The sequence below is a fragment of the Bacteroides sp. AM54-2NS genome (assembly GCF_003602935.1).
In the GTDB taxonomy this organism is placed as follows: domain Bacteria; phylum Bacteroidota; class Bacteroidia; order Bacteroidales; family Bacteroidaceae; genus Bacteroides; species Bacteroides xylanisolvens.
The window spans coordinates 184,625-207,110 of the sequence record NZ_QTMZ01000002.1; the positions used below are offsets into that span (position 1 = coordinate 184,625).

Sequence of the window (22,486 nt, forward strand, 5' to 3'; positions counted from 1 at the left end):
GGTTTTTGAAGAAAAACACGACAAATCTTGCAACTTTTTTGACTACTTGTTTGTTTTAATTATAAAAAATGTATATTTGTACTCATTACAAATTATAACGTAAACATATGAAGAATACACTGCTTACGATCTGGAATTTCTATTTGGAGGGCTTCCGTAGTATGACCTTAGGACGTACTCTATGGGTTATTATTTTGCTGAAATTATTCGTCATGTTCTTCATCCTCAAAATGTTCTTTTTCCCTGATTTCCTCGGCGACCACCCAACGGATGCCGATAAAGGTACATACGTGGGAAATGAACTGATAGAACGTGCCATCCCCAATAAATCTACTGATTTTTAACTCTTAAACTACATAGGATTATGATTGAAAGTATTGACACCTCGCTGATCGATTGGTCGAGAGCCCAATTTGCGATGACAGCCATGTACCACTGGATTTTTGTTCCCCTCACACTCGGACTGGCAGTGGTGATGGGAATCATGGAGACGCTGTATTATAAAACAGGCAACGAATTTTGGAAAAAGACTGCCCAGTTTTGGATGAAACTTTTCGGTATTAACTTTGCCATCGGTGTGGCAACGGGTTTGATTCTGGAGTTTGAATTCGGTACGAACTGGAGCAATTATTCGTGGTTTGTAGGGGATATCTTCGGTGCTCCGTTGGCTATTGAAGGTATTCTGGCATTCTTTATGGAAGCTACGTTTATCGCGGTTATGTTCTTCGGATGGGGAAAAGTAAGTAAACGTTTCCACTTGGCTTCCACCTGGCTGACAGGACTGGGGGCTACGATTTCTGCCTGGTGGATTCTCGTTGCCAACGCATGGATGCAGCATCCGGTAGGCATGGAATTCAATCCTGACACTGTCCGTAATGAGATGGTTGATTTTTGGGCGGTGGCTACCTCGCCTGTAGCAGTCAATAAGTTCTTCCACACGGTATTGTCCGGCTGGGTGTTGGGTGCTATTTTTGTAGTCGGTATCAGTTGTTGGTACTTGCTGAAGAAACGAAATCGTGAGTTTGCACTGGCCAGCATCAAGATTGGTGCAATCTCGGATTGGTAGCATCGTTGCTTTCTGTTTGGACGGGTGACGGTTCCGGTTATCAGATTGCCCAAACACAACCGATGAAACTGGCTGCTGTGGAAGGTCTGTATGAAGGCGGAACGAATGTCAGTCTGGTCGGAATAGGAGTATTGAACCCTGAAAAGAAGACTTACAACGATGGGAAAGATCCTTTCCTCTTCCGTTTTGAAATCCCGAGTATGCTTTCTTTCCTTGCCGAGCGTAATGTGGACGGTTACGTTCCGGGCATTACGAATATCATCGAAGGTGGGTATCAGTTGAAAGACGGATCGAAGGCTCTCTCTGCTGCCGAGAAGATAGAACGTGGTAAAACGGCTATCGGCGCATTGGCTGCCTATCGTGCTGCAAAGAGTGCCGGACACGAGGAAGATGCGAAGATTGCATATAATGTATTGCAGGAAAATATTCCCTATTTTGGCTACGGATATATCAAAGATGTGAACCAACTGGTTCCGAATGTTCCTCTCAACTTCTACGCATTCCGTATAATGGTAATCTTGGGCGGATATTTCATCCTGTTCTTTATAGTCGTTCTTTTCTTTATCTATAAAAAGGATTTGAGTAAGATGCGCTGGATGCACTGGATTGCTTTGCTGACAATTCCTTTGGGTTACATCGCCGGACAAGCCGGATGGGTGGTTGCCGAATGTGGTCGTCAGCCGTGGGCTATCCGCGATATGTTGCCTACGATGGCTGCTATCTCCAAACTGGATGTAAGCTCCGTGCAAACTACGTTCTTTATCTTCCTGCTCCTGTTTACAGTGATGCTGATTGCAGGTGTCGGAATTATGGTGAAAGCTATCAAGAAAGGACCGGACGCATAATACTTAATACTTATTACTTAATACTTGAATTTTATGTATATATTTTTGCAACAATATTGGTGGCTTGTCGTTTCCTTGCTGGGAGCCATACTCGTGTTCTTATTGTTTGTGCAGGGAGGTAATTCATTATTGTTCTGTCTGGGTAAAACCGAAGAGCATCGTAAGATGATGGTGAATTCTACCGGGCGTAAGTGGGAGTTTACGTTTACTACGTTGGTGACGTTTGGAGGAGCTTTCTTTGCTTCTTTCCCGTTGTTCTACAGTACCAGTTTCGGTGGTGCTTATTGGCTTTGGATGATTATACTTTTCAGTTTTGTATTGCAGGCTGTCAGTTATGAGTTTCAGAGTAAGGCAGGAAATCTGTTAGGTAAAAAGACATATCAGACTTTCTTGGTGATTAATGGGGTCGTGGGTCCTGTGTTACTTGGCGGGGCGGTGGCTACTTTCTTCACCGGTTCTGATTTCTATATTAATAAGGCCAATATGACAGACACTATTATGCCGGTAATCAGTCATTGGGGAAATGGCTGGCACGGATTGGATGCGTTGACGAATATCTGGAATGTAATTCTCGGATTGGCTGTCTTCTTCCTTGCCCGTGTATTGGGAGCACTCTATTTCATTAATAATATTGATGACAAAGAACTGACCGACAAATGTCGTCGTGCAGTACGCAATAACACAGTCTTGTTCCTTGTATTCTTTTTGTCGTTTGTCATTCGTACATTGGTGTCCGAAGGCTTTGCTGTTAACCCGGAAACACAGGAGATTTATATGCAGCCATACAAGTATCTCACAAACTTTATCGAAATGCCGGTAGTGTTGGTTTTATTCCTGATTGGGGTGGTACTGGTTCTTTTCGGTATCGGAAAGACATTGCTTAAAAAGACTTTTGATAAAGGTATCTGGTTTGCAGGAATCGGTACGGTGCTGACTGTTTTATCTTTGCTACTGGTAGCAGGGTACAACAATACTGCCTATTATCCGTCATATACCGACCTGCAAAGCTCATTGACATTAGTCAATAGCTGCTCCAGTGAATTTACACTGAAGACAATGGCTTATGTTTCCATTCTTGTTCCGTTTGTGATTGCTTATATTTTCTACGCTTGGCGTAGTATCGACCGACATAAGATTACCGAGAAAGAAATGGATGAAGGAGGACACTCATACTAATATATTATTTGTATATTAGTCTTGTGTCTGTGTACTAATAATTTTGTCCATACACTCATACATTGTCCATATAGAATTTCGAAATAGAGATTCTAGTCGGAACAAATAAACTCCCCTTATTTAACATCACTCTAAGTCATGGTAGAGAGATAAAATAAGGGGAGCTTTTTATATATTTTATACTTAACGTGTGTGCCTAAACACTTCGGGCATTATGACACCCTCGTTATGAATTACACTAATGCTAATTATTTATTGACTACATTCTCCGGTTTGCCAGAAATGTAAGCCTGAAGATTGCTGATTGCAATATTCATCAGACGTTCGCGAGCCTCTATGGTTGCCCAGGCAATGTGCGGAGTGATGTAGCAGTTCTTTGCTGTCAGCAATGGATTGTCGGCACAAGGCGGTTCGGTAGAAAGCACGTCTACGCCGGCTGCATAAATCTTACCGCTGTTCAAAGCATCTGCAAGATCTTGTTCGTTGATAAGCGGTCCGCGACCGGTATTGATTAAGATGGCTGTCGGCTTCATCATGGCAAGACGGCGTGCATTCACCATTTCGCGTGTATCCGGTGTAAGCGGGCAGTGCAAACTGATAATATCGCATTCGCTGAACAATTGATCCAAATCCATCTTCTTGATTTCCGGTGGCAACTGGAAGTGAGATTTAGAAGTCAATGCGTACACTTGCATACCGAATCCGATAGCAACACGCGCTGTGGTATATCCGGTGTTTCCCAGTCCTACCAGACCGATTTTCTTATCCCGAAGTTCCATCAACGGAGTGTCCCAAAAACAGAAATCTTTGTTGTTTGTCCAACGGCCTTTGTGCACTTCTTCGGAGTGGTGTTGCACTTGTTGAGTGATGTTCAGGATATGCGAAAATACCATTTGAGCAACGGAAGCGGTGCTGTATGAAGGAATATTAGTAACGACGATTCCCCGTTCTTTGGCAGCAGCTGTGTCTACCACGTTGTATCCGGTAGCCAATACACCGATATATTTCAGTTCGGGCAGTGCAGCCATGTGGTCTGCATTGATGATTACCTTGTTAGTCAGAATTGCTTCTGCACCGGCTGCACGTTCTAATACCTCTTCCGGAGCTGTACGATCATAAATTGTACATTCTCCAAGAACTTTCATACCTTCCCAGGATAAATCTCCGGGATTGGCGGCAAAGCCGTCTAAAACTACAATCTTCATTTCAATTTCAATATTAATAATAAGTTATACGTGTTTTCTTAACAACATATTGATATTATAGCGCGAATTACACGGATTTCACGTTTTCTTAAAATATGCTTTGCATGAAGCATCTGCGTAATCCGTGTAATCTATGCCTGAAAATATCATTTCTTGAATTTGTCTCCCCACAACTGTATCATCCGTTCGGCATGTTTCTGCTCTGCCGGATTGTTTTGCGGTTGCCATATCCGTTTGTCTTTCAGTTCGTCCGGGAGGAATTGCTGTTTGACAAAGTTACCTTCATAGCTGTGTGCATATTTATATTCCTGTCCGTAGCCCAGTTGCTTCATCAGTTTGGTCGGAGCATTGCGCAGATGCAAGGGGACAGGCAGATTGCCGGTTGAACGGACTAACTCCAGTGCGTCATTGATTGCGCTGTATGCCGAATTACTCTTCGGACTGGTAGCCAGATAAATCGTTGTTTCAGCTAAAGGAATCCGTCCTTCGGGCCAGCCGATTTTCATCAATGTTTCAAAGCAGGCGTTAGCGAGAAGCAGTGCGTTCGGGTTTGCCAAACCAATGTCCTCGGCAGCCGAAATCACCAGTCGGCGGGCAATGAAAGCAGGATCTTCGCCTCCTTCCACCATACGGGCCAGCCAGTAGATCGCTCCATCGGGATCACTGCCACGAATAGACTTGATGAAAGCGGAGATAATGTCATAATGCATCTCTCCATCCTTGTCGTATGCCAGCGGATTTTGTTGCAACCGTTCGGTCACCATTTCATCGGTGATGACAACAGTCTCTTCCGTTTCCGATTGCACAACGAGTTCCAATATATTAAGCAGCTTGCGGGCGTCTCCACCGGAGAAACGCAATATGGCCGTTGTTTCTTTCAATTCAATTTTGCGTTCTTTCAATACGGCATCCGTGGTGATGGCACGTTGCAGAAGCTCCAATAAATCTTCTTTCTCCAAAGATTTGAGCACATAAAGCTGGCAGCGGGACAGGAGAGGGCGGATGACCTCAAACGACGGATTCTCCGTTGTTGCGCCAATCAGCGTGACTGTTCCGTTTTCTACCGCTCCCAACAGAGAATCCTGCTGCGACTTGCTGAACCGATGGATTTCATCAATAAACAGAATTGGGCTGGACTGTGAAAAGAAGCGGTTGCTCTTGGCACGTTCTATCACTTCGCGCACATCCTTCACACCGGAAGTCACGGCACTTAACGTATAGAAAGGTGTTTCCAGTTTGTTGGCAATGATTTGCGCAAGGGTTGTTTTACCCACTCCGGGAGGTCCCCAGAGAATAAACGAAGAGATGCGTCCTGCGTCAATCATTTTCCGCAAGATAGCCCCCGGTCCAACTAAATGTTTCTGACCGATATAATCATCCAAAGTCTTTGGCCGTAACCGTTCTGCTAGTGGTTGCATAATTTTTTAGAATACCATTAATACCATGAAGCGGATACCGTTTTTGTTGATACCCGGATTATCACGATAAGTGAAACGATGTACATACTCAACGTGCAGCAACTTGAAAATGTTGTAGATACCTACACTTGCTTCGACATACGGCACTTTCGGGTCCATCACGAAACTGGTGAACTTACCGTCGCGTGTCGGGAAACGGAACAAATCAGGATTGTTGCTCTTGAACGGATTGTTCTTGTCCGTCAATGTTCCCCACAAAGCACGTACACGGAACATTTCCCTCCATTTCAGGTTCTTGATAAGAGGAATACGGTTGAAGAGTTTTCCATTCATGTCGTATGATAATGACATGGAAGCGTAACGGTCGTTCAGGAATTCCATGTTATTAATCAAGTTGAACGTTTCGCGCTGGGTGATGTAGGACAAGTTGGCTTCCGGCAGGATTAACAACGGGAAAGGAACTGTGCTCCATTCTGCACCTGCTTTCACGCTGCAATCAATCTTTCCCCAAGAAGCTGGGAGCCAGAAACGTTTCCACACACTTGCTTCCGTGCGGTTAAAGTTATAATCCCCGCCCAATACTCCTTTGAAACCCATAGCATGAGTGAGCGTAAAGATAGGAGCGTCCAGCGACACGGGCACGCGGCGTTGCTTGGAGTTGACAAATGATTCGCCCGGCGCATAGCGCAGCGTCAGACTTGCTTCGGAAGTCGTGACATCGTGCACACGGGTTTGTGCGGCATCATTACGCAGATATTCCAGTTTGCCGGTAGGCTCGTCGTTACGGTGGCGCAGCATGGCTTTCACTCCGAATCCGGTCAGCGTTTCGAGTTCATAATTAATGGTGGCGTCGCGCATATACGACATTTGGTCTACTGTCGTTGTTTTGACCGACAGGAAGATATTATCTTTATCCGTAAACAGGAATTTGTCCATCGGAGACATTACATCATAACTGTACGTTGCCGAAAGATAATGTTTCGGGAACTCCCAAACCACATAATCGCGTTTGTTGAACGAATAAGTCACCGTTCCGCTATATTTCCAGCGTTCGTCTTTCAGACCGTACGCTCCGTATCCGCTCAAGAACCAGTGCTTGTCGAAATGAGCCGTAGTCATACCGCTCAACCGGAAACGGGTACCATCAATGTAATTGCTCGAAATCATGGTGTTGATAGGGCCGATGTCCACTTTGCTCGGATGCTCTTTGCTTCCTGTCTCTACAAAGTTCTCAATCAGTGCTTTCGCTCCGAAGATGATGTATTTGAATCCCGGAATCTGTTCAAGACGGTTGACGAATACATCCATCGAACTTTCTTTCTTTGTCAATGGTACTTGACGGACACTCGCCCAGTACTCATCGCTTTTCGAGAGCATATCCGCTTCTTTTATCACGCTGCCTTTCAACCGGAACAGTCGTTGTTCAATAGGATCGAATTTATAATTACTATATTTCGTGGTTCGTTCCACCTGCAATCCACCTGCTGTTTTGTTGGAATTCCAGGAAAGGTCTACGGTCATGTCATCATCCGCCAATACCCAGTTGCCGTTGGGCAGTTGCTCATACTGTTGCGTGATGTCCATGCGGTTGACAAAGTTGACTCCGGTCTTTTTAGGCAGGTTCATTGTACATTTCTGAACGGCGTATGTAGAATCATTCAATACATACAGATGGCCGGTGAATCCGAAGTCCTGCGAGTTTTGCGGAACAAAAGTAAGGTGGACACATTCGCGTTTGTTTACCATCAATGTATCCATCAGATAATATTTATAAAATGAGATGGCATTGTTACCGATCGGACTGACGAAACGCTGCTGAAGCAACCGGATATCATCATCGTAGATATTGATGTCGGCAAATACGTCTTTCAATACGGTACCGAGCATATCTCCCGTAGAGAAAAATTCTTCTATACCATTAGAGTTCTTTCCTTTGATAATCGTTTTCTTGTTTTCGGGATTTTTGCGGTAGATGGTTTGCGAGGACGTTTCCTGTACGGAAATAGGGAGAATCAACTTATTGGTTGTTTCCGACACTTCCACTTGGTCTCTTAAGAATGAATATTTTTTGTAGATACCTTTTTCAAGCTTTTCCGGTGTGAGGTCGTTGATAGACATTTTCATCTTCTCGTACTTGTCGTACTGATAGTATCGTTCACTTCGAGGACTTGTGCCTTTTTGTGTTCGATTACCTTCTTCATGAATTCCACTGCCGGATTGTTTTTGCGGGAATATTTCTCCTTTTGAGGTTTCACGACAACCTCGTTCAGGAGCACATTATCCGGAGCTAACTTAACGTTCACTGTCTGATTGTTGGAACCAACCCGAACCGTTTTACTGATATAACCTACAGCGGAGAATACCAGTGTTCCTCCGTTTCTGCGGGCTTCAAGACTGTATTCTCCGTCAATATTGGTGATGGTACCCATATCTCTCTTTTCCTGGTAGTAAACAGAGATATACATCAATGGCTCGTGGGTAACCGAATCAGTGACTACCCCTTTAATTTGCTGCGCAAAAGCATTGGAAGCTACCAATACGAGTAAGAACAGTATAAGTATTTTGTTATATCGTTGTATCATAACGTTTGTAGTAGGGCTGCAAAGTTAACAAATAACTCTAAGGATAACAGAATATATAACTTTTTTTACCCATCGTTTTTTGTTGTTTACAAGCATATATCGTCCGATAATTCAAGGAACATCCCGCTGTTAATCCTTTAGATAAGGGCGTTTCCGCATTTCGTTCTCCCGGTTTCGGTATTTGAAACCTTTGCTCCCGTTGTAGGACACTTTTTGTTTCGACCCTTGAAACTTTTTGTTTCCCGGCATGAAACTGTTGGTTTCTCGGTGTGAAACACTTTGTTTCTCGGTGTGAAACTATTAGTTTCAAGGCATGAAACTAACAGTCCCATGCCGGGAAACGGAATGGAACATGCCGGGTAAATGTTATTTGCTCGTAAGTATCTGTACAATACGCTCTGCGGTACGTCCGTCCCAACGTTCGGGAAGTTCGCCACGTTTCCATTCACCGTGCATCAGTGTATCCATGGTTTTGGCAAGCAGGGCAGGATCTTCTCCGACAAGTTCGTTGGTTCCCATGCGCCACGTTTCCGGATGTTCGGCATACGTGTTGAGTGTGATACAAGGAATACCCAGGAAGGTCGCTTCTTCCGCTACGTTTCCCGAATCTGTTATGATTCCTTTCGCCTTGTTTATCAGATAACCGAAGAACAGGTAGTTCTGCGGCGGCATGATATGGAGATTCGGAGCTTCGATGTCCAACTCTTTGATGGCATTGCGCACGTAGGTGTGCAGCGGTGCAACGATAGGCATACCGGCAGACTTGTCGATGATTGTTTTCATCAACTGGCGCAGATTCTCCTTGTTGCCGAGTAATACACGACGGTTGAGAGTAAATAGGAGATAATTTCCTTCTTGCAGTCCCAAGACGGAGAACCATATCGGTTTGAGCAAGCGGTTCCGGTTGTAGCGGATGGCATCAATCAGAATGTTGCCTACATAATATACGTTTTCGCTTTCCGTTCCCGTCTGGTTCAGGTTGCGGTTGGCAACCATGCCGGCTGTGAACAGATAATCGGATAGTCCGTCTGTAATCATGCGGTTGACTTCTTTCGGCATTTTCATATCGAAAGAACGGGTTCCGGCTACGAGATGTGCTACCTTGATGCCTTGTTTCTTGGCAACGATGGCACAACTCATGGTTGCGGTCAAGTCGTCTACCACAAGGACTACGTGTGCCGGATTCTCCGTCAGTTCTTGTTCAAAGGCTACCATGATTCCGGCTGTCAAACTCGTTGGATTACTGCTTTCCACTCCCAGATACACATCGGGAGCTTTCATATCGAGATCCGAAAAGAGAGAAGCATCCAGACTTGTATCATCTTTCCTCCCTGTATAAACCAGTCGGTAAGAGATACTTTTACCCAGCGCCCGTGCGGCTTCAATAGCGCGTGTAATGGGAGCTATCTTCATAAAATTGGGGCGTGCCCCCGCAACAATTGTTATTTTCATATTGTTTCTATCTTATTCGGTTTAATTCGTGAAGCAAAAGTACATTTTCTTACGGAATTTATTCGTTACTTTGCATACAAAATAACAAATATATGCCCACATTCGTTCAAATTCTTGATTTTATAGGCACATTTGCCTTTGCTATTAGTGGTATCCGGCTAGCTTCGGCGAAACGTTTCGACTGGTTCGGCGCTTATGTGGTAGGACTTGCTACGGCTATCGGCGGCGGTACCATCCGTGATGTATTGCTCGACGTGACACCGGGATGGATGACCGACCCTATCTATCTGATTTGTACAGGACTGGCTTTGTTATGGGTCATCTGTTTCGGACGCTGGCTCATCCGGCTCAATAATACTTTCTTCATTTTCGATACCATCGGTCTGGCACTGTTTACCGTGGTAGGTGTAGGCAAGAGCATTGCTTTGGGTTATCCTTTTTGGGTGGCGATTATCATGGGTAGCATTACGGGAGCGGCCGGTGGGGTGATTCGTGACGTATTTATCAATGAAATACCTCTTATCTTCCGAAAGGAGATTTACGCAATGGCTTGTGTCGTAGGCGGTATTGCATATTGGATTTGCGATCTCGCAGGTATGGAGTCCTACGTCTGCCAGTTGGTTGGCGGATCAGCCGTATTTCTGACTCGCATCTTAGCTGTAAAATATCACATTTGCCTGCCTATATTAAAAGGTGGTGAAGAGCCGGAAGAATAAAAAAACGATACTGCCCGAGTGAATGTGTTCATCTTGTTTTTATCGGATAGCTAATAAGTATATTATCTTAATAGTTTATATTATAAAATTAGGTACGGATTACACGGTTGCTGTATGGTAATCATCATTCTAACAACCGTGTAATCCGTGCAATCCACGTCTAATAATACAAAATTATTTAGCCCGTTTTTCTTACTTGTTTTTTATTTCTTACTTACTTCTCTTCCTTTATATACAGCTCCCCCTGAAAACTAATGGACTGACGGTTTTGCATATTGACATCAATGCTTGCCGAACCATTGGGGAATACTTTGACTCTGTATTCATACCTGTCTTCGGGGTTGCGTGCGATAAACTTGATGACCGCATTTCCTTTCTTATCCATTTCCATACTGTATTCTTTGAGCACAGCTTTAAAATTGAGCCCGTCGCCTCCGCCATAGGGGATGCTGTAAGCCCGTCCGTAATAAGGCAGATAAGAAATAACCGAATCGTTTCTGATTTCCAGTGAGTAGGAAGACGTCAAAGGGATGGAGCGTCCGCGCATTGGCATGGCGGTGTTGACATCTATCTTGTAGTTTTCAGATCCAATCAGCTTCTTTACGGCTTCTTTCTTCTGTTCCTTCTTTTCCTTTTTACTTTGAGCCGAAAGGGTAGGGATGCCCACTAGCAAGGCTAGTAACAGCATAAAGATTTGTTTCTTCGTTCTCATATCAGTTGTATTTAGGTTGATGTATATATGTATAACAACCAAATATAAGAAAAAGACAGGGATAGTTCTGTTTCCTTTAATGAAAATTAAACAGAAATCCCTGTTATTTATAAGTTTAGACCAATTAAGGTCATAATCAACTTTTGAATAAAAACGCTTGGGAAGAAAATTAGAATAGGCTTTTAGAACTGTTCCAGTATTTCAATTCGTTTTTCAATGGGAGGATGAGTGGCAAACAATCCGTTGATTCCGCTGAATATACTTTTCGATTTCTTTTTAGGATTCTGTATAAATAATTGCGCCACGTCTTTTCTTTCTACTGCCTCGATGGCAGGATCTGCCGATATTTTGCGGAGAGCGTTGGCCAATGCCAACGGATTCTTCGTCATTTCTGCCGAACCCGCGTCTGCCATGTATTCGCGTTTGCGTGAAATAGCAAAACGCATCAGGCTTGAGAAAAGATAACCGATGGCGGCTATCACTAAAGCGACAAGGATGAAAAGAAAAATGGCACCGCTACCTTTATTATTACGCATACGCATGTGCGTGATGGCATATAATGTGATTTGTGTCAGCATGGAGAAGATACCGACAAAGACGATGGAAATAATCAGCAGACGCACGTCACGGTTGCGGATATGACTTAGCTCGTGCGCGATCACTGCTTCCAGTTCCTCATCATTCAGTTTCTTGATGATACCTTCCGAGAGAGTAACAGTGTATGTACGTTCGTTGATGCCGCTTGCAAATGCATTCAGAGAACTGTCATAGATGATATTTATTTTCGGCATCTTCATGCCTTGTGACATACATAGATTTTCCACCAGGTTGTAAACGCGCTTATTCTTCTGACGATCCAACGGTTTGGAACCGGTGGCAGAATTGATAATGCTTGTGTTGGCCCAGTAGGCAATCAGAAACCAGATGATTACGACTCCCGTGGTGTATGGTAACGAAGAGAGAAAGAAATAATTAACCATTGGCATTATTTCTATTTCCATACTCTTTCCTTGTCCAAAAAGAACCAACAGGTAGCAGGATAAATAGAGGAGTGCTGCCACGAGACAGGGAAAAAGGAATAGTAGAAACGCAGAGCGCAGATTATTCCGGCTCTGCTGTGTTTGGATTCCGACGTATTGCATGCGTGTTCAACTTTTGTAATTGAGTGGACGGTGTGAATAAAGAGTTTAGAAACTAATTTTAGGTGCCTGATCCAGATTCGCACGTTCGTTTTTCCCCAAGTCGAACATGATTTCTCTTTGGAATCCGGTCATTCCTGCTACTATATTTGACGGGAATGTCTGCACGGCGTTATTATATTCTTTAGTTGCCGAGTTGAAGTAACGGCGGACAGCAGCCAGTTTATTCTCTACATCAGCAATTTCTTCCTGTAATTGCAGGAAATTCTGATTGGCTTTCAAATCGGGATAAGCCTCGAGAGTGATTCTCAATCCTGCAAGAGCAGAGCTTAACTGGTTTTCGGCAGCTATCTTATCGTCGATTGTTTTTGCGCTGATTGCACCGTTACGTGCCTGAATCACCTGGTCGAGTGTGTCCTTTTCGTGTGCGGCATATCCTTTCACGGTGTCTACCAGTTGGGGAATGAGATCATGGCGTTGTTTCAACTGAACATCGATGTCGGCAAACGCGTTTTCACGATTGTTTCTCAATTTCACTAATGAGTTGTACATGGAAGCAAAAATGATGCCCAGCAATACAATAATCCCTACAATAATAAGTATGGTCATAGCTTTTTGTTTTATTTAATAATATAAAATCAAAAGTAATCTATTTGGTTCTTTTAACCAAGTAGTAGGGGGTAAATTTCGCAAATACCACCTAAAAACTATCAGAAAGCACCTAAAATCTGTCATTTGATAGAATTTCACCCTAAAAAATAACGGATCCTACCCTGCTTGATAAGCAAAATACCTTTAAACTTGCAAACATCGAGAAAAACGAAATATTAACCATAAAACCATTAAAGTATGAAAAGTTTAAGTTTCAGAAAAGATTTAATTGGAGTACAGGAAGAGTTGCTTCGTTTTGCTTATAAATTGACGGCCAACCGTGAAGAAGCAAATGACTTATTGCAGGAAACATCTTTAAAAGCATTAGATAATGAAGAAAAATATGTTCCGGACACAAATTTCAAAGGATGGATGTACACTATCATGCGTAACATCTTTATAAATAACTACCGTAAAGTAGTACGCGATCAAACTTTTGTTGACACAACCGATAATTATTATCACTTAAATCTGCCACAAGATTCAGGATTTGAGAGTACAGAAGGTGCTTACGACCTGAAAGAAATGCACCGTATCGTCAACGCACTCCCCCGGGAGTATAAGATTCCTTTCTCTATGCACGTATCTGGTTTTAAATACCGCGAAATCGCAGAGAAATTAGGATTACCATTAGGCACAGTGAAGAGCCGCATATTCTTCACACGTCAACGTTTACAACAGGAATTGAAAGATTTTGTATAAATGAGGATAGCGCATACAAACAAGCTTATTAGCAGAAGGAGCAAAGAGATAGATTCTCATTGCTCCTTCCTTTTTTATAACCTAATTTTATTTACGATTAAACGATTTACGATGTACGATTGAAATTTGAATTGTGAATGAGGAGATACTTATGCAAAGATAAGTACTTATAATTCCAAAAGTTATTTCAATCGTACATCGTAAATTGTCTAATCGTAAATCACCTATTCGTCTAATCGTAAATTAAACTAGGTTATAAATTCTTTCTTGTTATTTGCTTTTCTTTTTTTTGCTTTTTTTCTTTTCAACGGCCTTCTCTTCCGGTGGGAATTTAGGAACCAGATTCATCAGCCGTAATATCTGACTTTGTCGTTTTAGTATGTATGACGAAGGTTTCGCCGAGTTAAATCGTATTGGGTTGGGGAGGGTGGCGGCGATGAGTGCACATTGTCCCCGGGTCAGCTTGTCGGCTGTTGTTCCGAACTTATTTTTTGCGGTTGCTTGTGCGCCGTAGATGCCATTTCCCATTTCTATAGAGTTGAGATAGACTTCCATGATTCGCTCTTTCGACCAGAAGAGTTCGATGAGAAACGTAAAGTAGACTTCGAGCCCTTTGCGTACCCACGACGATTGCGGCCATAAGAATACATTCTTGGCTGTCTGCTGACTGATGGTGCTTGCTCCCCGTTTCCGTTTGCGTGTTTCGTTTTCTTTCATCGCTTTCTTGATTTCTACGAGGTCGAACCCGTTGTGTTCGGCAAAACGGTTGTCTTCGGAGGCTATGACCGCCATCGGCAGGTTGGGAGATATCTTATCAAAAGAAACCCACGTGTGCTTCCACGTGGGTTTATCTCCTGAAAAAACTTGCTGAACGCTTCGGATAACCATCAACGGAGTTACATAAACCGGCATGAAACGATAAATAATCACGGCCAGTAGTGTTGATGCAAAGAAGAAAATCAGCAGGTTGCGCGTATAGCGCAGTAATTTTTTAATGAGTAGCTGCTTGTGCATCTCTAATCATTTGTTCACTTGCGTACATGTATACTTCTACACGACGGTTTTGTTCGCGACCGGCAGCAGTGTCATTGCTTGCAACGGGATCGCTTTCACCCATTCCTTGTACACTCTTGATTTGATTGGTGGAAACACCGCAACTCAACAAGTAACTGGACACGCTTTGCGCACGTTCTTGTGATAAGTTCAGGTTCTTTTGCTGGCTTTGTGCAGCAGTACTGTTCTTCCAGCCCTGGTTGTCGGTATATCCGTAGATAGACACGTCCATATCCCGGTTCTGGTTGAGCACATTGTTGGCAAACTTGCTTAAAGCAGATTTAGCAGCAGCACTTAGATTTGCATTACCGGTAGTGAAAAGAATACCCGAGTCGAATGTTACTTTCACGGCTTGCAATCCGTTGTTGTCTGTTATCTGTTCTACTTGTGCGCCTTCAATTTGTTTTGCTTCTGCTGCTGCTTTGTCCATCTTTTTACCGATAAGAGCACCTGTACCTGCACCTACTGCCGTACCAATAGCAGCACCGATAGCAGCACCTTTACCTTTACCGATAACACCTCCCAGGATCGCACCTAGTGCAGCGCCCGAACCACCACCGATAGCAGCACCTTTACCAGTGTTGTTCATACTTCCACAGCTACCAAATATCATGGCAATACTCATGAAGAGAACCATAAATTTCATCTTGTTCATAATGTTGATGTTTTTTAATTGGTTTATAAAAAATGTTTTTATACGAATCACTTCGCATTATTAATAACAATGCAAAGATACATATTATTTGGCAAGCGTGTACTTTTTAAGTTAAAATAACTCGGAAGAGCCCCTTTGTTTGTTAATAAAGGGAAATGATAATTATCCTTTTATCGTTGAAGGAATACTCAAACACTTCTTTTTAATAATAATGAACCAACTCAAAAGAATTAACCCTTTGGCAACCGTGGTGATGCAGACTGCCCACCAGATTCCTTCCACTCCCATACCCATCCGTACAAACAGGATGGCAAGCGGAATACGCATATAGTTGCAACTGATGCTGATAATGGCAGGAGGGATGGTGCGTCCGATGCCGTAGAATACTCCCTGCATGGTGATTTCGAGCATCATAAAAAGCTGCGAATATCCGTCGATACGGAGGAATACACCTCCGGCTTCGTAGGCCGCCTGTTCGGGGACGAATATGGCAAAAACTTCATTCCCGAAGAACACGAATAGCAATGTACAGAATGTTCCGAAGATTCCCGTCATCCATAGAGTCGTATACCAGGCTCTAAGTACCCGTTCCACTCGTCCGGCGGCGTAGTTTTGGGCGATGAAGGCACTTAGTGCGGTGGAGAATCCCTGTGAGGTATTCCAGGTGATTGCTTCAATTTGCCCTCCGGTGGTGAAAGTCATTAGTCCGATGTGTCCTCCCTGTTCCGAGGCGGTGCGGCAAAGGAACATATTGACGAAAGCAAATAACGTATTCAAAGTAGCTACGGGTAATCCCAGTTTAAAGATTCTCCGTGTATATTTTTTCTTTAGCCGCGTGAAGAAAGGGAAACCGCCAAGCAGAGCATCCCGGCAACGCAATTGATAAACGAAAATCAGGAAAACACTTGCTTCCGCAATCCAGGTAGCGTATGCCGCACCATTGGTTCCCAGCCCGAAACCGAAAATGAAGAGCGGGTCCAGAATGATGTTCAGTATCAATCCTGTGCCGCTGATAAAGAACGGGACTTTACTGCGCCCTGCCGCATTATAAATTCCGGTGAAGGCGGCGGAGAGGAAGACAAAAGGTAATCCGGTAGAGACAATCCGCAGGTATTGGATGGCATTGGCCGTAATATGATCCTCGAGTTCATAGATGCGTATGATAGGTTCTGCAAATATAAAAAGGAGTGTGCCCCAACAGATGGAAATAATCAAAGCAATCGTGATGTTATGAGATGCGAAACTGCGGGCATCTTCCTGGCTTTGCGTACCGATGGATTGTCCGACACTCACTTCAGATCCCACCTTATTTAATAAGGAGATAGAACCGGACATCCAGGTCAGGATTCCGACAGAACCGATGGCGGCTACGGCTTCACTTCCCAGTCGTCCTACCCACGCCATATCTGTGAGGCTATATGCCATTTGGATAAACGACGTTGCCATGATCGGCATTGCCAGATTAAACAGTTGACGATTGATAGGGCCTTGTGTCAGATTCTTTATTCCTTGCATATAATTTTTCTAATCAAAATGGGGTGCAAAGATACGCAAAATTACTATCTTCGCGCATCTAATTATTCATTAATCAAAGTACATAGATACTATGAAACAGAAATTCTCTACTATTTTTATCTTGCTGCTTCTCTTTTTTGCTGGTTCACGAGTGGTAGCGCAAAATGCTCCGAAACCTTTTGATATTGAACAACCTTCACTTCGCGTATTTTTTCCTGCGCCGGAACTGGCTACAGGACGTGCTGTGGTTGCGTGTCCGGGAGGTGGATATTCACATTTGGCATTCGAACACGAAGGCTGTGATTGGGCGCCCTATTTCAATAAACAAGGTATTGCATTGATTGTGCTAAAATACCGGATGCCGAACGGTGATCGTACATTACCCATTTCGGATGCTGAAGCAGCAATGAAATTGGTGCGTGACAGTGCTGATGTCTGGAATTTGAACCCGAATGACATTGGTATCATGGGCTCTTCTGCCGGTGGACATCTGGCTTCTACCATTGCCACTCATGCCAAGCCCGAACTTCGTCCGAACTTTCAGATTCTTTTCTATCCTGTGATTACGATGGATAAATCTTATACCCATAGAGGCTCTCACGACAACCTTTTGGGAAAAGATGCTTCTGCTGAATTGGAACTTGAATATTCTAATGAAAAGCAAGTGACGAAAGATACACCGCGTGCTTTTATCGTATATAGTGATGATGATAAAGTTGTTCCGCCTGCTAACGGAGTTAATTATTATTTGGCGCTGAACAAGAACAATGTTCCTTCAGTGCTTCATATTTATCCTTCCGGTGGACATGGATGGGGAATTCGCGAGGGTTTCCTCTATAAGAATGAAATGTTGGACGAACTGACGTCTTGGCTCCGTAGTTTCAAAGTTCCTCATAAAGATGCTATCCGTGTAGCTTGCATTGGAAATAGTATTACGTATGGAGCACGTATCAAGAATCGTGATCGTGACAGTTATCCGGCCGTGTTGAGCCGTATGTTGGGAGAGGCTTATTGGGTAAAGAATTTCGGAGTCAGTGCACGCACTCTGCTGAACAAGGGCGATCATCCTTATATGAATGAAAAAGCTTATCAGGATGCGCTGGCTTTCAATCCTAATATCGTTGTTATCAAGTTGGGTACGAATGACAGTAAATCATTCAACTGGAAATATAAGGCCGACTTCACGAAAGATCTGCAAACAATGGTCGATGCTTTCAAAGCGTTGCCAGCTCAACCGAAGATTTATCTTTGTTATCCTTCTAAAGCCTATCAGACCGGTGATAATATCAACGATGATATCATCTCTAAACAAATCATTCCGATGATAAAGAAGGTTGCCAAGAAAAATAACTTGTCTGTCATCGATCTTCACGCAGCAATGGACGGAATGCCCCAGTTGTTTCCGGATAAGATCCATCCGAATGAAGAAGGGGCTAAAGTGATGGCAAAAGCTGTTTATCAGTCCTTGAAAAAGTAAAATAAGGAACTTGACGATTGTAAAATTTCCGGTTGAAATAATCTCTTTTAGAGAAAGTTTTAACCGGAAATTTTTTAGTTTAATCACAAATAATCTTCTTATAATATGCTAAAAAAAGTGTCTTTCTGAAAGTTAGATTTGTTACCAATCTGTATTTTTGCGCCCGAAAAATAATAAAATGATAAATAGCGTTATGAATAGACTACAAGATTTTACCTTTTTCTCGCAGTTGATGGCTAACGCTAATATGGGATGGTGGAAAGCCAATTTATCAACTGCGAATTATGAATGTTCTGACTTTATAGTAGAGTTATTAGGTCTGGATCAGACCGGAGTTATTAGTTTTGAAGATTTCAATAAACGTATTCAGAAAGAGGAACAACTTTCTACAACTGTTCATTCTTATGGTGTGTATCAACGGCCGGAGGTGGTGTATTTGCTTGATACGGTGAAAGGATCTGTTTGGGTACGTAGCAAGGTATGCTTTCAAGAAACGGATGAAGACGGAAACGAAATCATTTATGGTATATCCGAAGTGCAAGATGGTCCTGATATGGCATCTGCTTACCAAGCTTTGCAATACAGTGAGCGTCTCTTATCTAACATTTTCAAGTGTTTGCCTATTGGTATCGAATTATACGATATGGATGGGGTATTAGTGGATTTGAACGATAAGGAATTAGAAATGTTTCATATAGAGAAGAAAGAAGACGTATTGGGTATCAATATTTTTGATAATCCTATTTTTCCGAAAGAAATGAAAGAACGGCTGAAGAAAAATGAAGATGCCGACTTTACTTTCCGTTATGACTTCTCGAAGGTTGGATCGTATTATCAGAATACCCAAAAACAGGGTACGATTGATCTGATGACTAAAGTGACTACATTATATAATAGTGAGCATCAGCCAATAAACTATCTATTGATTAATGCGGATAAGACAGAAACAACGGTAGCCTATAATAAGATTCAGGAGTTTGAGGAGTTTTTTGAACTGGTCGGTGATTATGCCAAGGTCGGTTATGCCCACTTCAATATTTTGAGTGGACACGGCTATGCCCAAAAAAGCTGGTACAGAAATGTGGGTGAAGCGGATGAAACTCCGTTGTCCGACATCTTTGGCACATACCGGCATTTCCATCCCGATGACCGTGCCTTGTTGATTCGGTTTTTGGACGACGCACGAAAGGGACTTACTACCAAACTTAGCAAAGAGATGCGTGTTCTTAGGGAGGATGGCACATACACATGGACGCATGTCAATCTGTTAGTAAAGAAATATGCCCCGCAAGACCGGATTATCGAGATTATCAGCATCAATTATGATATCACAGAACTGAAAAGGACAGAAGAAATGCTTGTCAAGGCACGTGATAAAGCTGAAGCGTCCGATCGGTTAAAGTCTGCTTTCCTGGCTAATATGAGTCACGAAATCCGTACTCCTTTAAATGCTATTGTCGGCTTTTCAAGCCTGTTGACTAGTACGGAAAATGCAGCGGAAAAGGAACTATATAATTCTCTGATTGGACATAACAACAAACTATTATTAAATCTGATTAATGATGTAATTGATCTTTCTAAAATAGAATCCGGTTATCTGGAATTGCGTCCGGACTGGGTTAACCTTACCGAGCTTCTTGACGAGAGTGTAGCGGAGTATGCTCATCAAGTACCATCCGGCGTTGAACTTCTGACTAACTATCCGGCACATGATTCTCTGGTAGAACTGGACAAATTGCGTATCAAACAGATCTTGAGTAATTTCCTTTCGAATGCCTTAAAGAACACTACCACCGGACACGTGGAAGTCTTCTATGAGGTAGATCACCAATCTGTCAGAATCGGTGTTAAAGATACCGGTCGGGGCATCCCACAGAATATGCTTGAAAAGATATTCGAAAGGTTTGAAAAGTTGGATTCCTTTGCTCAAGGGGCCGGTCTGGGCTTACCTATCTGCAAACTGATCGTCGAGAAGATGAACGGGCGGATATTAGTCGATTCCCAACTGGGGATAGGTACTACTTTTATAATCGAATTACCGTGTCGCTCTATGCTTGTTGAATAAGTATATGTGAAGAATATTAAAAGAAAAATCCCTTGATAACGACTGATTATCAAGGGATTAATTTTATGTTTCGTGATCCGCTGGGCTCGAACCCAGGACCCCAACATTAAAAGTGTTGTGCTCTACCTGCTGAGCTAGCGAATCAATCCTACAGTGCTTTCTTTCGAATGCGGGTGCAAAGGTAGAACATTTTTTTATAACTCCAAAAGAATTCAAACATTTTTCTTATCTTTGTGCCATTATCAACAATATATAATCATACATTATGGCTGCTGACGATAAAAAAATTATCTTCTCAATGGTAGGAGTGAGCAAAGCTTTCACTCCTAATAAGAATGTGCTGAAAGACATCTACCTGTCGTTTTTCTATGGAGCGAAAATCGGTATTATCGGTTTGAACGGTTCTGGTAAATCAACGTTATTGAAGATCATCGCCGGTTTGGAGAAATCCTTTCAGGGAGAAGTCGTGTTTTCTCCGGGATATTCCGTGGGGTATTTGGCACAGGAACCTTATTTAGACAACACAAAGACAGTAAAAGAAGTAGTGATGGAAGGTGTGCAACCCATTGTTGACGCACTGACAGAATACGAAGAAATCAATCAGAAATTCGGTTTGCCGGAGTATTATGAGGATCAGGATAAGATGGATGCTCTTTTTGCTCGTCAAGGTGAATTGCAAGATATCATTGATGCAACTGATGCATGGAATTTGGATAGCAAGTTGGAGCGTGCGATGGATGCTCTCCGTTGTCCGCCTGAAGATCAGCCGGTAGAAAATCTCTCCGGAGGTGAACGTCGCCGGGTAGCTCTTTGTCGTTTGCTATTACAGAAACCGGATGTGCTTTTGCTGGACGAACCTACCAACCACTTGGATGCAGAGTCTATCGACTGGTTGGAACAACATCTCCAACAATATGAAGGTACGGTTATTGCTGTGACGCACGACCGTTACTTCCTTGATCACGTTGCCGGATGGATTCTTGAACTGGATCGTGGTGAAGGTATCCCCTGGAAAGGTAACTACTCTTCCTGGTTGGAACAAAAGACCAAACGTATGGAAATGGAAGAAAAGACCGCCAGCAAACGTCGTAAAACACTGGAACGTGAGTTGGAATGGGTACGCATGGCTCCGAAAGCCCGTCAGGCGAAAGGTAAGGCACGTCTTAACTCTTATGACAAATTGCTGAATGAGGACGTGAAGGAGAAAGAAGAGAAACTTGAAATCTTTATTCCGAATGGTCCCCGTCTGGGTAATAAGGTCATTGAAGCCAAACATGTGGCTAAAGCATACGGTGATAAATTGTTGTTTGACGATTTGAACTTTATGCTTCCTCCTAATGGTATTGTCGGTGTGATTGGTCCTAATGGTGCGGGAAAGACGACATTGTTCCGCCTGATTATGGGATTGGAAACAGTGGATAAAGGAGAATTTGAAGTAGGAGAGACTGTAAAGGTGGCGTATGTAGACCAGCAACACAGAGATATTGATCCGAATAAGAGCGTATATCAGGTAATTTCCGGTGGTAATGAGTTGATCCGCATGGGTGGACGTGACGTGAATGCGCGTGCATACCTTTCCCGTTTCAATTTCTCCGGAGGCGATCAGGAAAAACTCTGCGGTGTATTGTCCGGTGGTGAAAGAAACCGTTTACACTTGGCGATGGCTTTGAAAGAAGAAGGTAATGTACTGTTGCTCGATGAGCCTACCAATGATATCGACGTAAACACTCTGCGTGCTTTGGAAGAAGGTTTGGAAGATTTCGCCGGCTGTGCAGTAGTTATCTCGCACGACCGTTGGTTCCTCGACCGTATCTGTACACATATCCTTGCTTTTGAAGGAGACTCCAATGTATTCTACTTCGAGGTTCATATTCAGAATATGAAGAAAACAAAATGAAACGTTTGGGAAATGAAGAACCAAAACGCGTTCGTTATAGAAAGTTAATGACTGACTAGTATAAAGTAATAGATTGAAGCATTTATAATGCTTTCTGTTTCAAAATAAAAGGCTCTGCAAATATTGTAGAGCCTTTATCGTTTTATAACAAGGGAAAACG

15 protein-coding genes, 1 tRNA gene and 3 pseudogenes are annotated in these 22,486 nt (G+C 43.0%); 8 read left to right on the forward strand and 11 right to left on the reverse strand.

The window, feature by feature from the left end; translation table 11 throughout:
• Positions 1-107: 107 nt before the first annotated feature.
• The 3 genes and pseudogenes from DXA05_RS01885 (at position 108) to cydB (ending at position 3,087) form a co-directional block, all read left to right on the forward strand.
• Positions 108-344, forward strand: coding sequence for a DUF4492 domain-containing protein (locus DXA05_RS01885; protein ID WP_074708221.1), 237 nt, complete (start codon positions 108-110; stop codon positions 342-344).
• 20 nt (positions 345-364) lie between these two features.
• A pseudogene (locus DXA05_RS01890) lies at positions 365-1,911 on the forward strand (cytochrome ubiquinol oxidase subunit I).
• 33 nt (positions 1,912-1,944) lie between these two features.
• The gene (cydB, locus tag DXA05_RS01895) at positions 1,945-3,087 is read left to right on the forward strand and encodes a cytochrome d ubiquinol oxidase subunit II (RefSeq protein WP_128858694.1); all 1,143 of its coding nucleotides are present in this window, start codon (positions 1,945-1,947) and stop codon (positions 3,085-3,087) included.
• A gap of 248 nt (positions 3,088-3,335) precedes the next feature.
• On the opposite strand, the gene DXA05_RS01900 is transcribed toward cydB, so the two are convergent.
• The 4 genes and pseudogenes from DXA05_RS01900 to wecB all read right to left on the reverse strand — a co-directional run bounded on the left by DXA05_RS01900 (position 3,336) and on the right by wecB (position 9,744).
• Positions 3,336-4,292 (reverse strand): D-2-hydroxyacid dehydrogenase, encoded by a 957-nt coding sequence (locus tag DXA05_RS01900; protein WP_008017346.1) that lies wholly within the window; start codon positions 4,290-4,292, stop codon positions 3,336-3,338.
• Between the two features lie 146 nt (positions 4,293-4,438).
• Positions 4,439-5,710 carry a replication-associated recombination protein A gene (locus tag DXA05_RS01905; RefSeq protein WP_008022094.1) on the reverse strand — a complete coding sequence of 424 codons (1,272 nt, stop codon included), beginning with the start codon at positions 5,708-5,710 and terminating at the stop codon, positions 4,439-4,441.
• Between the two features lie 6 nt (positions 5,711-5,716).
• Positions 5,717-8,292 (reverse strand): annotated as a pseudogene (locus tag DXA05_RS01910) (DUF5686 family protein).
• Between the two features lie 366 nt (positions 8,293-8,658).
• Positions 8,659-9,744 carry a UDP-N-acetylglucosamine 2-epimerase (non-hydrolyzing) gene (gene wecB, locus DXA05_RS01920; protein WP_004311581.1) on the reverse strand — a complete coding sequence of 362 codons (1,086 nt, stop codon included), beginning with the start codon at positions 9,742-9,744 and terminating at the stop codon, positions 8,659-8,661.
• A 92-nt stretch (positions 9,745-9,836) separates the two neighbouring features.
• On the opposite strand from wecB, the gene DXA05_RS01925 reads away from it, so the two are divergent.
• Positions 9,837-10,460 carry a trimeric intracellular cation channel family protein gene (locus DXA05_RS01925; RefSeq protein WP_128858696.1) on the forward strand — a complete coding sequence of 208 codons (624 nt, stop codon included), beginning with the start codon at positions 9,837-9,839 and terminating at the stop codon, positions 10,458-10,460.
• A gap of 214 nt (positions 10,461-10,674) precedes the next feature.
• Here DXA05_RS01925 and DXA05_RS01930 read toward each other — a convergent pair whose 3' ends face one another.
• The 3 genes from DXA05_RS01930 to DXA05_RS01940 all read right to left on the reverse strand — a co-directional run bounded on the left by DXA05_RS01930 (position 10,675) and on the right by DXA05_RS01940 (position 12,920).
• The gene (locus DXA05_RS01930) at positions 10,675-11,172 is read right to left on the reverse strand and encodes a DUF4251 domain-containing protein (RefSeq protein WP_128858697.1); all 498 of its coding nucleotides are present in this window, start codon (positions 11,170-11,172) and stop codon (positions 10,675-10,677) included.
• A gap of 182 nt (positions 11,173-11,354) precedes the next feature.
• Positions 11,355-12,314, reverse strand: a complete 960-nt coding sequence (locus DXA05_RS01935) for a M48 family metallopeptidase (RefSeq protein WP_128858698.1) — start codon at positions 12,312-12,314, stop codon at positions 11,355-11,357.
• A 45-nt stretch (positions 12,315-12,359) separates the two neighbouring features.
• Positions 12,360-12,920, reverse strand: coding sequence for a LemA family protein (locus DXA05_RS01940; protein WP_128858699.1), 561 nt, complete (start codon positions 12,918-12,920; stop codon positions 12,360-12,362).
• Positions 12,921-13,160: 240 nt separating this feature from the next.
• Between DXA05_RS01940 and DXA05_RS01945 the strand changes: the two genes are divergently transcribed.
• On the forward strand, positions 13,161-13,664 hold the full coding sequence (locus DXA05_RS01945; protein WP_004311586.1) for an RNA polymerase sigma factor: 504 nt from the start codon (positions 13,161-13,163) through the stop codon (positions 13,662-13,664).
• A 270-nt stretch (positions 13,665-13,934) separates the two neighbouring features.
• Here DXA05_RS01945 and mtgA read toward each other — a convergent pair whose 3' ends face one another.
• The 3 genes from mtgA to DXA05_RS01960 all read right to left on the reverse strand — a co-directional run bounded on the left by mtgA (position 13,935) and on the right by DXA05_RS01960 (position 16,887).
• On the reverse strand, positions 13,935-14,678 hold the full coding sequence (gene mtgA / locus DXA05_RS01950; protein WP_004311587.1) for a monofunctional biosynthetic peptidoglycan transglycosylase: 744 nt from the start codon (positions 14,676-14,678) through the stop codon (positions 13,935-13,937).
• Positions 14,656-15,372, reverse strand: a complete 717-nt coding sequence (locus DXA05_RS01955; RefSeq protein ID WP_008017353.1) for an OmpA family protein — start codon at positions 15,370-15,372, stop codon at positions 14,656-14,658. Before DXA05_RS01955 ends, mtgA begins: the two co-directional genes overlap by 23 nt.
• 162 nt (positions 15,373-15,534) lie before the next feature.
• Complete coding sequence (locus tag DXA05_RS01960; protein ID WP_128858700.1) at positions 15,535-16,887, reverse strand: MATE family efflux transporter; 1,353 nt, start codon at positions 16,885-16,887, stop codon at positions 15,535-15,537.
• A 91-nt stretch (positions 16,888-16,978) separates the two neighbouring features.
• On the opposite strand from DXA05_RS01960, the gene DXA05_RS01965 reads away from it, so the two are divergent.
• Positions 16,979-18,364, forward strand: a complete 1,386-nt coding sequence (locus DXA05_RS01965) for a GDSL-type esterase/lipase family protein (RefSeq protein ID WP_128858701.1) — start codon at positions 16,979-16,981, stop codon at positions 18,362-18,364.
• Positions 18,365-18,557: 193 nt separating this feature from the next.
• The gene (locus DXA05_RS01970) at positions 18,558-20,429 is read left to right on the forward strand and encodes a PAS domain-containing sensor histidine kinase (protein WP_087317920.1); all 1,872 of its coding nucleotides are present in this window, start codon (positions 18,558-18,560) and stop codon (positions 20,427-20,429) included.
• A gap of 72 nt (positions 20,430-20,501) precedes the next feature.
• Here DXA05_RS01970 and DXA05_RS01975 read toward each other — a convergent pair.
• Positions 20,502-20,574: transfer RNA gene (locus DXA05_RS01975), tRNA-Lys, on the reverse strand.
• A gap of 120 nt (positions 20,575-20,694) precedes the next feature.
• Between DXA05_RS01975 and ettA the strand changes: the two are divergent.
• A pseudogene (gene ettA / locus DXA05_RS01980) lies at positions 20,695-22,385 on the forward strand (energy-dependent translational throttle protein EttA).
• The last annotated feature ends 101 nt before the right edge of the window (positions 22,386-22,486 follow it).

Coding starts and splice junctions, on each gene's coding strand:
- DXA05_RS01885 (WP_074708221.1), top strand. CDS start 108: ATGAAGAATACACTGCTTACGATCTGGAATTTCTATTTGGAGGGCTTC.
- cydB (WP_128858694.1), top strand. CDS start 1,945: ATGTATATATTTTTGCAACAATATTGGTGGCTTGTCGTTTCCTTGCTG.
- DXA05_RS01900 (WP_008017346.1), bottom strand. CDS start 4,292: ATGAAGATTGTAGTTTTAGACGGCTTTGCCGCCAATCCCGGAGATTTA.
- DXA05_RS01905 (WP_008022094.1), bottom strand. CDS start 5,710: ATGCAACCACTAGCAGAACGGTTACGGCCAAAGACTTTGGATGATTAT.
- wecB (WP_004311581.1), bottom strand. CDS start 9,744: ATGAAAATAACAATTGTTGCGGGGGCACGCCCCAATTTTATGAAGATA.
- DXA05_RS01925 (WP_128858696.1), top strand. CDS start 9,837: ATGCCCACATTCGTTCAAATTCTTGATTTTATAGGCACATTTGCCTTT.
- DXA05_RS01930 (WP_128858697.1), bottom strand. CDS start 11,172: ATGAGAACGAAGAAACAAATCTTTATGCTGTTACTAGCCTTGCTAGTG.
- DXA05_RS01935 (WP_128858698.1), bottom strand. CDS start 12,314: ATGCAATACGTCGGAATCCAAACACAGCAGAGCCGGAATAATCTGCGC.
- DXA05_RS01940 (WP_128858699.1), bottom strand. CDS start 12,920: ATGACCATACTTATTATTGTAGGGATTATTGTATTGCTGGGCATCATT.
- DXA05_RS01945 (WP_004311586.1), top strand. CDS start 13,161: ATGAAAAGTTTAAGTTTCAGAAAAGATTTAATTGGAGTACAGGAAGAG.
- mtgA (WP_004311587.1), bottom strand. CDS start 14,678: ATGCACAAGCAGCTACTCATTAAAAAATTACTGCGCTATACGCGCAAC.
- DXA05_RS01955 (WP_008017353.1), bottom strand. CDS start 15,372: ATGAACAAGATGAAATTTATGGTTCTCTTCATGAGTATTGCCATGATA.
- DXA05_RS01960 (WP_128858700.1), bottom strand. CDS start 16,887: ATGCAAGGAATAAAGAATCTGACACAAGGCCCTATCAATCGTCAACTG.
- DXA05_RS01965 (WP_128858701.1), top strand. CDS start 16,979: ATGAAACAGAAATTCTCTACTATTTTTATCTTGCTGCTTCTCTTTTTT.
- DXA05_RS01970 (WP_087317920.1), top strand. CDS start 18,558: ATGAATAGACTACAAGATTTTACCTTTTTCTCGCAGTTGATGGCTAAC.